This is a genomic window from Pedobacter sp. UYP1 (genome assembly GCF_040547305.1).
Classification (GTDB): Bacteria; Bacteroidota; Bacteroidia; order Sphingobacteriales; family Sphingobacteriaceae; genus Pedobacter.
Map to the genome: position 1 here is coordinate 611,783 of NZ_JBEPPL010000001.1, position 14,891 is coordinate 626,673.

The 14,891-nt window shown below is 40.1% G+C and carries 11 protein-coding genes; 8 read left to right on the forward strand and 3 right to left on the reverse strand.

The window, feature by feature from the left end:
* A complete protein-coding gene (locus ABIB30_RS02675) occupies nt 1-735 on the reverse strand; it encodes an ImuA family protein (RefSeq protein WP_354299207.1) in 735 nt (244 codons plus the stop codon).
* A gap of 447 nt (nt 736-1,182) precedes the next feature.
* Between ABIB30_RS02675 and ABIB30_RS02680 the strand changes: the two genes are divergently transcribed.
* The 4 genes from ABIB30_RS02680 to ABIB30_RS02695 all read left to right on the forward strand — a co-directional run bounded on the left by ABIB30_RS02680 (nt 1,183) and on the right by ABIB30_RS02695 (nt 8,441).
* Entirely contained in the window at nt 1,183-1,671 is a 489-nt protein-coding gene (locus tag ABIB30_RS02680) for a hypothetical protein (RefSeq protein WP_354299208.1), read from the forward strand.
* Between the two features lie 261 nt (nt 1,672-1,932).
* Nucleotides 1,933-3,531 carry a SusR-related protein gene (locus ABIB30_RS02685; protein WP_354299209.1) on the forward strand — a complete coding sequence of 533 codons (1,599 nt, stop codon included), beginning with the start codon at nt 1,933-1,935 and terminating at the stop codon, nt 3,529-3,531.
* A 170-nt stretch (nt 3,532-3,701) separates the two neighbouring features.
* Entirely contained in the window at nt 3,702-6,704 is a 3,003-nt protein-coding gene (locus tag ABIB30_RS02690; protein WP_354299210.1) for a SusC/RagA family TonB-linked outer membrane protein, read from the forward strand.
* A 9-nt stretch (nt 6,705-6,713) separates the two neighbouring features.
* Nucleotides 6,714-8,441, forward strand: coding sequence for a RagB/SusD family nutrient uptake outer membrane protein (locus ABIB30_RS02695; RefSeq protein ID WP_354299211.1), 1,728 nt, complete (start codon nt 6,714-6,716; stop codon nt 8,439-8,441).
* Between the two features lie 177 nt (nt 8,442-8,618).
* Here the strand turns inward: ABIB30_RS02695 and ABIB30_RS02700 are convergent, their stop codons facing one another.
* The gene (locus ABIB30_RS02700) at nt 8,619-9,500 is read right to left on the reverse strand and encodes an AraC family transcriptional regulator (protein ID WP_354299212.1); all 882 of its coding nucleotides are present in this window, start codon (nt 9,498-9,500) and stop codon (nt 8,619-8,621) included.
* A gap of 172 nt (nt 9,501-9,672) precedes the next feature.
* Between ABIB30_RS02700 and ABIB30_RS02705 the strand changes: the two genes are divergently transcribed.
* Entirely contained in the window at nt 9,673-10,266 is a 594-nt protein-coding gene (locus ABIB30_RS02705) for a hypothetical protein (RefSeq protein WP_354299213.1), read from the forward strand.
* 127 nt (nt 10,267-10,393) lie between these two features.
* On the opposite strand, the gene ABIB30_RS02710 is transcribed toward ABIB30_RS02705, so the two are convergent.
* On the reverse strand, nt 10,394-11,785 hold the full coding sequence (locus ABIB30_RS02710; protein ID WP_354299214.1) for a DASH family cryptochrome: 1,392 nt from the start codon (nt 11,783-11,785) through the stop codon (nt 10,394-10,396).
* A 334-nt stretch (nt 11,786-12,119) separates the two neighbouring features.
* Between ABIB30_RS02710 and ABIB30_RS02715 the strand changes: the two genes are divergently transcribed.
* Genes ABIB30_RS02715 through ABIB30_RS02725 form a run of 3 tightly spaced genes read left to right on the forward strand, consistent with a single transcriptional unit; the run spans nt 12,120 to nt 14,884 of the window.
* Nucleotides 12,120-12,470, forward strand: a complete 351-nt coding sequence (locus tag ABIB30_RS02715) for a hypothetical protein (RefSeq protein WP_354299215.1) — start codon at nt 12,120-12,122, stop codon at nt 12,468-12,470.
* A 52-nt stretch (nt 12,471-12,522) separates the two neighbouring features.
* Nucleotides 12,523-13,530 carry an ABC transporter transmembrane domain-containing protein gene (locus ABIB30_RS02720; protein ID WP_354299216.1) on the forward strand — a complete coding sequence of 336 codons (1,008 nt, stop codon included), beginning with the start codon at nt 12,523-12,525 and terminating at the stop codon, nt 13,528-13,530.
* Nucleotides 13,523-14,884 (forward strand): HlyD family secretion protein, encoded by a 1,362-nt coding sequence (locus ABIB30_RS02725; protein ID WP_354299217.1) that lies wholly within the window; start codon nt 13,523-13,525, stop codon nt 14,882-14,884. The genes ABIB30_RS02720 and ABIB30_RS02725 overlap by 8 nt, the downstream gene beginning before the upstream one ends.
* Nucleotides 14,885-14,891: the final 7 nt, after the last annotated feature.

Here is a 14,891-nt window from a genome sequence, read left to right on the forward strand (position 1 = left end):
TTAACCAATTTGTCTTTCTTCTTTATCGTGCCATAATGTTTTTTGTTGAACCTGTACTTCAACAAACCGGTCACCGGCCCATTCTAAAATCCAATTTCCTGGATTACCGTTTCTAACTTTAGTCAACTCTATATTCCACCTGGGGAAGCCAACACCCGGCATCTCTTCTTCAGTTTCACTGGGTACTGGCGTGATCTTCCAACGTGCTGTGGCAACATTACTGGCTTGCTTTGTAGCATCTTTACGCAAAACAAAGCCTGTTACGCCAGTTTCTTCCACGGCTAACTGCAGCCTTCTGGATTCAATTAAGCTCAGCTCACTCAATTCCACAACAACAGCTGCAAGTCCGTCGCATTTTATAGCTTCTTCTGCGACCCATAGCGCATCTTTTTCTCTGGTTACATCAATAAAAATGATGCGTTCGGGGTCTACATTGAACAGCCGCAGAGAAACTGGAAATAACTTTCGGGCGGTACTGATCCAAACGCAAGCCGCTCCGTCTTTCATCAAAATGGATAGCAATGCACCAATAAAGCCATCAGTGGCAGCCGATTGTTCCGGTAGCACACTAATGAATTCATGAATCGCCTTTTTAGGAAAAACCCCATTTGGAAAGGCTAATTCAATCTCTCCCAAACCAATAGTCTCTGCAGCCCCAGGTACCTGCGGCTTAAAGCCTTGCCACAAAAGAATATCCTTTTGCAGTTTATTAATCAATTCTTGTTTCGTATTCATATTACTCCCACTTATCATTTACTCATTATATTAGTAATAAAAATAGATTCACAAAATTAATGCTAAAATATATAGTATTACAAATTATTTTTGAAAAGATTTGATTTTGATGGGAGATTTGAATCCGGTCGTGAACCTGTATTGATTTTCATTCATATCCAGACTTGGTTTAAAAAGATTAAGTGGCACAGAAATATTGTTACCTGATAATTTGAAATTATTCCGTTCAATTTTATGTCATCAGAAAAAGTCTATTTTACAGCCTTGTACTCCTAACATTTTGGTTATAAATAGAATGCAAGCTTATCTTTTGCAACTTTCATCAGTTGATTTATAAACAAGGTTTTCAATCTATAAAACTTGATCCAGAACTCAATGAATGAAAAACATCACGGCACTAAAGTTGTAAGGCAGTCAAAGAATTAAAAATATAGTACAATAAGGATTATGAAAAAATTATTTACAATTTTAGGATGTCTGGCATTAACGGTAGCCACAATGAATGTTAAAGCACAAAATTACAAGACAGGTTTAGGTCTGGGATTGGACTTTGGTGATGGTACAACTTTGGTAGGCCCGTCATTGAGGACACATTTTAACAGGAATACAGCTTTGCAGGCGGAAGTTTTATTTGGCGGAAACACAACTGTACTTCAGGCTTTCCTGCAATACAATGCCCCGATCAAAGGTGCCCGCGGACTTGATTGGTACATTGGTGGTGGACCAAAAGTGCAGATTTATGATAGAAAAAGATTCTTTTCTAATGAAAACTACACTGCATTTTATTTAGTTCCTGTTGTTGGTTTAGACTACAAATTCAGAGGTGCGCCTTTGGCATTGGCGTTTGACTGGAGACCAAGTATATATGTTGGTGATAATCCATTTCTTGGTAGTGAGGCCGGAAGGTTTGGTCTGGCTTTAAGATTTACATTCTAAGCTGATTATTAATTTATAAAAAAGGCACTATCATTTTGAAGTGGGCCCCTAAAGTTGGACAAAAAATTTGGGGGCCACTTTATATAAAAATTTTACGGAGCGTAGTCCACCCTATTGCCCATTCCTGTAATTTCTAAGCTAAAGAGGTGAACTTAAAGAAGCCCTGAATTCTTAAAACTGATCAGCGCGCTAACTGTTACAAATTAAACATAACGGCAGTATAAAAAATTATCGTTTAGATTTGCGATCTAACCATTTTTTATGAGCCAGTGTATTTCATTGATCCTTTTCCTCTTTATTTTTCCTTTTAAAGTATTTTCTGTAACTCCGGCAGATAGTTTGTTGACTGTATTAAAAACAGAAATTGCAGGAAAGGACCGCTATGATAAGAAAGCTGAATATAAAATAGCAAAACTCCGAAAGGCATATCAATTATCGAAGAAGCTGGATCGTGTGCAGGAATATAAAGCGGCAGTAGCATTGTACGAGATATTTCGGGATTACCAGTTTGATTCTACTTACTTCTATGCAAGGAAGCTGATGCAGCTAAGTATTGCTATGCACGATAAGAAAAAGCTGGCTGAGAATCGGCTGCGATTGGGGAAGACATTAATCACCGCGGGAATGTTCAAGGAAACGTTTGACTGCTTGCGGAAAACCAATCCACGCCTGTTGGATAGCTCAGTTAAAAAATCCTATTACATTTTATATTCATGGGCCTATTCTGATCTTGCAAAATACAATGATGATAAGATTTATGCGCCTGATGATCTGCGCAAAAAGTACCTCTACCTGGATTCCGCTATATCCTTATGCGAGCCCGGAACTTTTGAACATGCTATTTTAGAAGCACAGCAGCAACCAAAACACGGGCGCCATCCCTCTTCTTATTTTCTTAACCTCTTTAAACGCAAACTTAGCTCGCACGAAGAAGCTATGGTTGTAACCGGGTTGAGCAAATATCGAAGGGGGCCGGAAAAAATCAGGTTGTTAGCTACAGCAGCTATCAATGATCTTCAAACTTCTACCTACAGGGCATTGGCATTACTTAATCTGGGTAAGGCCTTATATGAACAAGGGCAAATTGATGAAGCTTACTTTTTTCTGCGGCAGGCTTTGCAGCAAGCGAACAAATTTGGCGGACGTATGCAACGGTATCAAGTGACTCATATGCTTTCAACGGTAGCAGCAGTACGGGACAGGCTGGCAGCAGAGGAACGACATCTTTTTCTGATTTACTTTAGCTGCATTGCCGGATTTGCAATAATTGTAACTCTGCTTTGTTTTATCGTTTTCGTACAACTCAAAAAAGTAAGGGCAGCAGAGCAGATAATCAGGGAAACAAATCGTGTACTTGCAGGAAAAAATCAGCAGTTATGGGAAGCTGGAAGGATTAAAGAAGAGTATATCGGCTATTTTTTCAGTGAGTTGTCCAGGTACATTGCGAAACTGGACAAACTTAAAATTAATGTGCAGCGCAAGGCGAAATCTGGCAGTGTTGATGAATTGCTCCGACTTCTGGACCAGGTAGATATTCCGTCAGAGCGGCACGAATTTTTCGCTACATTCGACAGAATTTTCCTCAAACTATTTCCTGATTTTGTGAATGCGGTAAACGCAATGTTTGGGAAAGAAGATCGCATCAGACCGAAATCTACAGGTGCATTAAACGCACAGTTACGAATATTTGCGCTGATGAGATTAGGGATTAACAAGAATGAAATGATCGCTTCTATTCTTCAATATACTGTTAATACAGTTTATACTTATCGTTTCCGCGCAAAATCAAAAGCATTGGTGACTGCCGATGACTTTGAGCAGCAGATTATGAGCATTGAACTCGTCTCAAATGAAGGATAAAAGTTAGATTTTACAGCTCAATTTATTTATCAAATGAATGACTGTTAGCTAATTACAAGTTTTACAACTTAGATTTTTGATGACCAGCCTCCGTTCTGCTTGTAATTAACTCTTCAACCGCCTTACTTGCATCGTTTCAGCGAACCTACGCTTCAACCAAATATTTCTGTATGAAAAAAAGACTTGTACCCTATCTGAGCACAATCGTGCTTTTTATGTTACTATCGACTACCGTATTCGCCCAGAACCGCACAATTACTGGCAGGGTGAGTACTACAGACCAGCTACCTTTAGCCGGTGTGAGCGTTACCGCGAGAGGAACTGCGGCGGGCACGCTTACTGATGCTACGGGAAGATTTACGCTCAAAGTACCTCCATCTGTAACGCGTCTTTCTTTTACCTTTATTGGCTATACTTCCCGCACGATAGACTTGCCGGAAGGTAATGAAATGAACGTATCCCTTACTCAGGCAAGCAATGCGCTTAATGAGGTGGTGGTAGTTAGTGTTGGTTATGGTACGCTCGACAGGCGAGAGGTATCTAGTGCAATTACTCACGTATCTGGGAAAGACCTGTTACCGGTCTCTGCCAATAACCCATTGATGTCACTGCAGGGCAAAGTTGCAGGATTAATTATTACTAATACTGCTAGCGGTGACCCAAATTCAAGCCCTTCTCTGCAGCTTCGCGGAGCTTCCTCACGCAATGCTGGTTTGGGTCCATTGTATGTTGTGAATGGTGTTCCGGGTGGGAATATTGATAATATCAACCAGAACGATATTGAAAGTATAGATGTTCTAAAAGGTGGTGCTGCCTCTGCTATTTATGGAACGCGTGGCAGTAATGGGGTGATTATTGTTACCACTAAAAAAGGAACTTCGCAGTCGCACATGTTTTATGACGGCTATGCAAGTTTTGATTATGTGACCAACCGGCTACAGAACCTGTCGCCTGAAGAATTTGTAACCAACCGCGTTCAAAACAAGCTGGGTCAGGATTATGGTGCACGGACCGACTGGATGAAAGCTGTAACTAATTCGCCGGCCTTTAGCCAGAAACATACGATTCAAATGTCAGGTGGTTCTGAAAAAACAAATTACTTTGCTTCAGCAGACTATCGAAATGCGGATGGTATTGACCTCAGGGCCCATAAAAGAGAATATGGTGCAAGGGTGAGTATCAGCCATACCACGGACAACGATATGTTTACCGGAACACTGAATATTGCGCCGCGTTACATGAATACAAGTAATGCCGATGAGGGAAACTTCAATAATGCGCTGACACTTAACCCTACCTACCCCATTTATGATGAGCAGGGAAAGTATAATTATATCAATACCGGCTTCTTTTCCAATAATCCTGTCGAGAATGGAAGGCTGATTAAGTCGGACGGCGATATCAAGGAAATGGATATCAATGCCTCATTAAAGGCAAAGCTTTTGAAAGGTTTGACCTCAATGATAACGATTTCACAAATCAGCCGCTCGGCAAGAAGCATGAATTTCAGCCCTTCTACCCTTTCAACTATTGTTCATGCCAATAAAACTACTCAAACCAATTTTGCTAAACAGAGTCAGGAAGAAAATGACCAGAAGAATGTGGAGTGGACAGGCAACTATAATCTTAACCTGAATAAGCACCATTTCAAATTAATGGGTGGGTACTCTTTTTCAGCCTATAATTACAAGCAATTTTCTGCACAAAATTATGATTTCCCATTTGACAGTTACCTCTGGAACAATCTGGGTTCAGGACTTTATAATGGCGGGGCTGCCGGACAGGGACAATCTGCAGTCGGCTCTACACAAAACAGTTCTAAATTGATTGCATTCTTCGGCAGGCTGAATTATGATTATGATAATCGTTATATCTTAACCGCAAGTTTAAGACATGAGGGGTCTACTAAATTTGGAAATAATCATAAATGGGGTAATTTCCCTGCTGTTTCGGGCGCCTGGCGTGTCTCTGAAGAAGATTTCATGAAGGGAAGCCTGCCCTGGATAAATGAATTGAAAGTAAGGGCTGATTATGGTGTGACAGGTAATCAGGATTTTGGAAATTATTTGTCTCAGTTGTTGTACAGCGGTGCAGGCTATTTCCCTTTTAATGGCATACCTTATCAGGTTTACGGTCCATCTTCCAATATCAACCCCGACTTGAGTTGGGAGAAGTCGGTGAATTTTAATGCGGGAATTGATTTTACATTATTTAACAGCAGGCTGAATGGTTCGATTGATTACTATAGACGAACCAATAAAGACCTGCTTGGGTATTATAATGTACCATTGCCACCGAATTCACAGTCACAAACCTTTACTAATGTAGGTACGATGCGAAATAGTGGTGTTGAGATCACCCTCAATGGAAGTATAATTAAGCGTGATGCTTTCAGCTATACTGCAAGTGTCGCTGTAGCTTTTAATGATAACAAGTTCCTTTCGTTTTCTAATGCGCTATATAAAGGTGCGGTCTTCCAGGATGTAGGCTCACTGCCTGCACCAGGCTCGCCGGGAACAATACAGCGTATACAGGAGGGTCACAGGATTGGAGAGTTTTACATGCTGCGATCGGCTGGTGTGGACGAAACGGGTGCCTTGCTGGTTTACAAGAAAGATGGTTCAGTTGTACCCGCGAATCAGGCATCAAGTGATGACAAGCAGTTTGTTGGCAATGGTTTGCCAAAATTAACAGGATCATTTAACAATAGCTTTCAGTATAAGCGATTTGACCTGAATATCTTTTTACGCGGATCTTTTGGCTATAAGATCTTCAATACTCCTGCCTTTTATTTAGGTACACCTTCGGCTCAGTCGGATGCGAATGTGCTTAAATCAGCTTATAATGTGGATAGCAAATATTCAAAACTAACCAATAGCGCTACTACTTCTATTGCCTCAGATTATTTCCTGGAGCCGGGTGCGTTCTTAAAGATAGACAACGTTTCGCTGGGCTATACACAGCCTCTAAAATCAAGGTATCTTAAAGCTGTACGGGTATATACGGCCGCGAGGAACCTGCATACTTTTACAGCCTACACTGGCGGAGATCCCGATCAGGTACAGGTTAATGGCTTAAGGCCAGGTCTGAGAACTGACGGCGATGGAAACGGAACATTGAGTTATTACCCTTCTACTTTACAGGTGATTTTTGGACTACAGGCTACATTTTAAACTTCGATTATGAAAATATATAAATTATATAGCAGTGCTTTCTTGTTGTCAGTTCTATTTAATTGCTGCACAAAGCTTGATGAAAAAGTATACGATAAAGTTGACGCCACGGGGTTTCTTACCAGGCGTGATGATGTTATACGCGACTTTCTCCGCCCTTTTGAGCATGGATACTGGAGTATACAGGGTAATGATCTGTATGCTGCCACAGAGAATAGCACTGATGAAATAGGTACTTATAACCGTCAGGGCGACTGGCAAAATGGTGGTGAATATCAGCGTATGCATTATCATACATGGACCTCGGTAGATGGCTTCACAAGTGGGGTCTGGACTAATTTTTACCAGGGTATTGTATTAGCTACCAATTCTCTGCAGGATATGGAGAGCATAACTGATCCTGTTAAGCTGGGCGTGAAACCTGAAGAGCTGACTGATTTTAAAGCTGAACTGCGCACCCTTAGAGCTTGGTTTTATCTGAGAGCATTTGATTTTTACCGGAACATAGAAATTATTACTGATGTAAAGAATTCTACGCAGGGTAACCCTCAATCTACACCTCAGGAAACCTTTGCCTATATTGAAAAAGAACTAACCGAGGCTTTACCTGGCTTGCCTATACGCGCTCAGTTGAGCAATCAGGGCATCGGCAGGTGGACTAAAGCTGGTGCGGCGTCATTATTGGCCAGGTTATATCTGAATGCAAAAGTTTATACTGGTACTGATAAGTTTGCGGAATGCGAAGCGGTATGCCGCGATATCATTAGCGGTAAATATGGTAGTTATGCGCTTGATAATAGATGGGATGCGCCTTTCGATTATACAAATGCATTGATGCCATCTGAAGTGATTTATGGTTTCCCGGGCACACTGGCACGAACCCATTGGCAGTATGATGGCGGTATGTATTTTAATTCGCTGACCTATGATGCAGCTCCATTGTACTGTGGTTTTACTGACTTCGGCCAGGCCAATCCCCGTTATGCAATGCAGCCGGGAAGAGATGTAGATAGCGTAGAATATAGTTTTGAACTGGGCAAGCCGTTTGTTAAGTTTCAGCGTTATCCAGACGACGTCCGCCTGAAAAAGTACCGCAATCTCGGCAATAGTACCAGGGAAGGTATGTTTTTATATGGCTATTTACCTTTTACACGTAATGTGAATGGCGTATCCAAGGCGGATACGGTACGTGGAAATAAGGGCCCTTACGCGCTGTTTATCCGCGACCAGGTGGGTATGTTTCTTGATGCAAAACCTGGAACAAGAATAGCAGATAAACAGTCTAATATGAACCATGCTGATCATAATTCCGGAGTCTTTTTTGTGAAGTATCCCCTTTATCCAACTCCGGATCCTAATCGGATTACTTCTGCCTATGCGGAGGTAAGACTTTCAGAGATTTATTATACCCTGGCAGAATGTTTATACCGAAAAGGTGACAGAGCTGGCGCAGCAGGATTGCTGAATCAAGTGAGGCAACGTAATTTTCCGGCAGGGTCGCCTAGTTTGTACCGCACAGATGGCAGCCAGCTTACTGATCAGGAGATGCTTGATGAATGGGGAAGGGAATTTTTCGGAGAGAACCGCAGGAGAACGGACCTGATCAGATGGGGAGTTTTCAGTACAGGGACCTGGTGGGATAAAAAACCAGATGCAGATAAGCATACAGAAATATTCCCTATTGGCAGAGATATTCTGAATGTTAATCCTCAGCTCAAACAAAATCCTGGGTATTAGAATTCAATAGTTCTGGCAAGATGCATTGTGAGATGGGTTATTACATTTCGTGATAACGTGTCTCACAATGTTAAAATCCGGTTCTTCAACCTATTTTTTACGAACAAAATTAGCAATGCTATCAAGCATCTGCATTACTAACTTTGATAGTAGCACATATGGCTGTTTTTTCAAAAACTAAACAGTTTCATAAATTACTGAATTTAGTTCTTTTCTATATTGTGAAGCATTTTTACCAGTAAATTCTTTAAATAACTTGTTGAAATGACTAAAATTATTAAACCCGCTTTCATAACAAATATTTGCGATACTAGTTGGTTTTTCAGCTAAAAGTTTTGAAGCATGTACAACACGGTATTCATTAACAAAAGCAGTAAACGTTTTTTTAGTCATTTTTTTAAAATATCTGCAGAAAGAAGGCACCGTCATACTTGCCATCGCAGCTACATTTTCTAAACTTATTGGTGTCTTGAAATTATCTTTAACATAATTGAGAACCATATTAATTCTATCGTTATCCTGAACCTGCGTTTCGAGTGAAAACCCGGAAGCATTTAAAATTCTATAATCGGTAGAGTTTTGAAGTTCTTTTAAAACGGCTAATAGTGCCAACAGTCTTTCAAAAGGTAATAAACCCTCCATTTTCTCTATCTGTTTGCCAACGGCTTTCTTGATTTCATTTCCAAAAGCAATTCCTCCCCTGGCCTTGTCAAAAAGTTCTTGTATACATTTTGTTTCTTGTAAATCCAGAAATCCTGCTCCAAGAAAATCTGGTTTCATCTGGATGACCGTTTCGTTCTTGTTCCCGGTATTGTAATCAGTAAAGCCACAATGTGGGAGATTGCTTCCAATTAATATTAAGTCTCCATCGGTATAATAAGATATGTGACTCCCAATTTGTCTTTTTCCAGCCCCGCCATTTACAAAAACCATTTCGATTTCCTGGTGGTAATGCCATACATGAGCTTTGTTATTGGAATTCATTGAATATTTAGAATAATAGAAAGAGCTTCCAAAAGAAGACTCAACTACCTCGTATCCAGGCTTTATTGCTTTCATATTTTTTCAATTGACAAATCAAAAGTATACTTTATTATGAGTTTTAACAAGAAAAAATGCCTATTAATGTTAATATAGCATAACTATCGGAAAATATGCAGTCAATTATACTAACTCATTGTCAATAACTTAGACCCATCAAATAATTACTAACTCTTCTAAAATTAATGATATGAAAAATCTACTTAAAATTAGCCTGATAGCTGCCATCCTTTTTACTAGTGTAAATACATATGCAAATAATGATGACCTTGCATTAAAAGTTAACAGTGTAGAAAGAAAAACTATTCGTCTTTCTATAAATGAGACGCAAGACATGAAAGTAACCTTTTATGGCCTGAATGATGAAATCCTATATGAGAAAAAAGGTCATGAATTAAGCGGATCCAGCAAAACTTACGACTTAACTGATTTTCCTGATGGAAATTATATAATGAAATTAGAAACAGGTTTAAAATCGGTTGAATATCAAATTAATATTGAAAATAATAAAGCTTCTCTTTCTACAGCTTCAAATAAAGAAGCTTTTAAACCAGTGTTGACAAAGAAAGATGGAGTGATCACCCTTAATTTAGATTATACCAATAAGGCTCCGGTTGAAATTGTGATTTTCGATGAATTCAACAATCAACTTTACACGGATATTTATAACGATTCAGCAAAATTGGTTAGAAAATTTAATATTGGCAAAGCCCTTTCCAGCAAATTAACTTTTGTTATCACCTCTAAAGATCAAGCGTTTAACAGCACGATAGATGTTAGATAAATCGAATGATTTTTCTATTGGATTTGTCTGGTTGTAGTAAATAAACCATTTAATTTGAATCGTCTGCCAGTTCAACTGACTATTTAAATTAAATGGTTTATTTATTATTATTGGTTTCACCTTGCCGTTAAATTGGTATTTTTTTTATCAAATTGATTGCCCTATTCCACTTTGGATATACTTCAATCGGCTTAATGTAATTAACGGTCTCAAATTCCCAGGGAATTAATACCTCGATGTTGTTTAGTTTGGACAGTTCCGGGATCCACAGCCTGATAAAATCCTGCGCTTTATATTTATTGGATTGATGTACCGGATTGGTATACCAGATTTCAAAGGCCTGCATATGCCAGTTCATCCAATTTGAGCTGACATCGTAATCGATTAGTTTTGATTCGAAATAAGCGGCACCCCAGGTCCAGTTTATTTTTAGATCATGCACCAGGTAGCTCGCACAATTTACCCTTCCACGATTACTCATATACCCTGTTTGATTTAGCTGTAGCATATGTGCATCAATAAAGGGGATACCAGTACTCCCCTGGCACCATCGTTCAAATTTCTCAGGATCATTTTCCCAGACAAGCTTTTTATTTTTAAAACCCTGAGTTGAAAAAATTGAAGTTCCAATCCGCATTCCCTTAAATGTAAAGTAATCCCTCCAAACCAATTCAAAAATCAGCCACCAGGTACTTTGATTTTTCCTGACCTTTTCTTCATACTCTTTTACCCTGCTATATATTTGCCGGGGAGAAATACATCCCAAGGCCAGGTAGGGAGAAAGTTTCGAACTATAATCCAATCCATCTGATTTATTCCTGCTCCACCTGTATCCTGTGAGAAGTTCAGATTTAAAGGTGTAATATTCCAGTCGTTCCAGTGCTGCATCTTCGCCGCCTTCCAGAAAAGGGTGTGAATGCTCATACTCGTTTTCACTAAATCCATAAGCTGAATAAGAAGGGAATTCTACATTTTTAATATTCTTTACACCATTTAACCTGGTTGGTATGCTGATAGTTTCTCTCGGGCCTGATTTTTTAGCAACCGGTATTCTATAAGCCTTACTTGTAAGAGGGATTTTAGAAATTTCAAAGGGAATATCATCTTTGTGGTACAGGGTCTTACCCCACAGGAAATGAAATTCAATTTCTGGTAAACCAGCCACAATTTTCGAAGCTAAATCCACTTCGAAGGGTGCATACTCCTGTTCTGCATAAATATCAGTAATCTCAAATTCTTTAACAAGCTGGGATATTGTGAGCATTGCCGACTCCTGGCCGATAATTAAATGACCGCCCAACTGCTGCAGATTTCCCCTCAGATTAATAACGGATTGCTGCATAAACTTGAACCGGATAATATTAGCTCTACGAAAACCATTGCCAGACTGTTGGTAGTCTTTTTCCTCAATGCAATAGCAGAAAACCAAATCTTTACATTCCTTTTGAGCCTTCGACAGCACTTCATTATCGTGTAACCTCAAATCGTTTTTAAACCAAACTAAGCCCCGTTTTGCCATCTTTATTATTAAGCTGATTATTTACAATAATTTCCAGTCCGCTAAGTAAATCCGTTAGTATATAACAAATTTGTACCACGTTTATCTCTAACATTATAATCATATTAATGTTCTTCGATATGCCACATAAACCATCTCAAGAAATAGTTTATGCATTTTTTAAACCTTGACATTGTAAACGAAGGACTATTTTTTTAGTCATTTATTCTCTTTTCTTTATTTAAACGGGCTTTTCTAATCGGGTTCTAATATTGTGGTCATGATTCCGTCAAATGCTTTACGAAATCACGAAATTCGTTTAGCGTAATCTCTGCAATAATATATTTGCGGCCAGATGGTAACCGTTTTCAGCTATAAAATTGTGATTTGCTTATTCAGTATGGTGTTGTTTTTTGGTTTTGGCCTTAAAGCAACAGTTTCCATTGGTAAATGGTCGGCTTTTTATCTGGCAATGGAAGACGAGTCCCTAACTGATGTAGAAAAGAATACAAAGAAGGAGAAATCTGATAGATCCGCAAAAAAAATGTGGTCTTTGGAATCGCCGGAAACGGATCAGCCTTGGTCAAAAATTTCCATAGCTACGGAAGCCCATAATAAGGTCTATTTATTGGCTAAACTCTCAGAGCCCCATATCGCAATATCCACTGAACCGCCTGAAAATGCGGCAGGCTTTCTACGCGTATAAAATACGGGTAGGTAATTCTATTTTCCCTGACACTTAAACTTTAAAGATTATCATGAACAAAAAACATGATGTGCCGGCGCTCAGGCCCTGGCAACGCCTGGTTGGAATACTCCATTTTGAGCGATCCACCATTAATTACATATTTTTTTACGCGGTATTGATCGGATTGCTCGGACTGACCCTGCCTTTAGGTACAACAGCAATTTTCAATTTGCTGAGCAATGGTTCAATGTATAGTTCTACCTATATTTTAATTGGGGTAGTACTGATTGGAATATTGATCGGTGGTCTGCTGCTCATTGGTCAGCTAACCCTTGTTGAGCTTGTTGAGCAAAAGATATTCGCAAGAACCGCTCTGGAGTTTGCGTATCGTTTGCCACGGATCAAAAAGTCTGAATTATCCGGAGAATATCCACCGGAACTGGTCAACCGTTTCTTTGACATTCTGACGATCCAAAAGGGACTTGCCAAATTAGTTGTAGAAATGATATCCTCAGCGGTGCTGATTTTTTTCAGTGCTATTTTACTCTCATTTTACCACCCGGTGTATATGGCCTTCGGAATCTTTATTACATTGGTTCTGGCTATTGTGGTTGCACTTTACTATAAAGATGCTGTGCGAACTAGTATAGAGGAATCCGGGTATAAATACGAAGTGGTAGCTTACTTAGAAGATATAGCAGCAAACCTGGATCATTATCGTGGCAACCAAGGCAAAATGAAGGAGGCGATGGAAAAGACAGATGATATCACTTCCAGCTACCTAAAAGCGCGTACCGGCCACTTTAAGATTTTACGTAAATTTTTTGCCAGTTCTATAGTCATACGGGCGGTATTAATGGGCGCCCTGCTTTTGATGGGCTCTTATTTTGTCATCGACAGGCAAATGACCTTCGGTCAGTTTGTGGCGGCTGAAGTGATTGTTGTTCAGATCAGCTATGCGGTAGAAAAACTAATGACCAGTATGAATACTATATTCGATATGGTAACCAGTGCAGAAAAGTTGGCGGTAGTAACTGATATGGAACTGGAAGATGGACAGGAGGTAAACCATGGGTAATCATCGTCAGGTAAATCACCAGGCCAATTGGGAAAACCTTGGAGATAAGACCAGCCAGTCTTTATTGCGCATGCGTAAGGTACTGGTATTGGAAAGGATCATGCTGGTTGCATTTTTACTTTCGCTTGGTATTTTATTTCTGCCATGGCGGCAAACTATTCCGGGTAAGGGTACTGTTACTGCTTTAAGACCTCAGGATAGGCCTCAGACTATTCAAAACCAAATTGGTGGCCGAATAGAACGCTGGCATGTAAGCGAAGGGCAAAAGGTGCGGCAAGGCGATACCATATTGCTGATATCAGAGATTAGTCAATCTTATTTTGATAATGAGCTTCCGCTTAGATTGAAGGAGCAGCTAAAAGCAAAGCAAGGAAGCGAAGCGGCAGCAAGACAAAAAATGCGTGCTACTGAAGATCAAATCAGCGCTCTTGGCCGCGGATTAAACTTTCAGCTGGTAACCGCAGAAAATAAAGTGAAACAGAGCATGAACTATGTTCAAAGCGATAGTGCAGATCTACAAGCCCTGCGTCAGTTCTATCGCGTCAGTCAATCCCGTTTAGCGCGTTACGAACAAGGATTTAAAGATGGCTTGTTTTCTCTTACTGATATCGAGACCCGCCGTCTGAATGTGCAAAATGATAATGCGAAGCTTATTGCGCAGGATAATAAGCTGAACAGTTCGAAACAGTCGATGCTTAATGCACAGATCGAATTGGATAACATCAGAGCTAAATATCAGGAATCTCTGGCTAAAGCGCAATCTGATATGGGAACTGCACTATCGGGAGAGGCCAGCGCCCAGGGCGATATCGCAAAATTACGCAACGAGATTGCAAGTATTGATTTTCGCAGAGATTTGTATGTCGTTCGTGCGCCTCAGGATGGTTACGTGATTAAAACCACGAAAGCAGGGATTGGTGAGATGATTAAGGAAGGGGAATCGGTTGCTACATTGCAACCTGAAAACCCTTTGGTAGCGGCAGAAATTTACGTGAATGCAATGGATGTGCCGCTAATGCAAGAAGGTAGTGAAGTTCGTTTACAATTTGTGGGATGGCCTTCGGTACAGTTTTCTGGCTGGCCATCGGTAGCTGTGGGCACATTTGCCGGCAGGGTATTTTCAATAGATAGAATGATTAGCGCAAATGGTACTTACCGCGTACTGGTTAAGCAGATGGTTCCGGTTCCTCAGACTGATGAGCCATGGCCGGTTCAGCTTAGACAGGGATCTGGGGTGTTTGGCAGGGTCATTTTAAATTCTGTACCAGTTTGGTACGAGATATGGCGACAATTAAATGGTTTCCCTCCAAGTTTGGAGAGAGAACCAAAAAGTATTGGTAATCAGGTTAAATAGAGACATT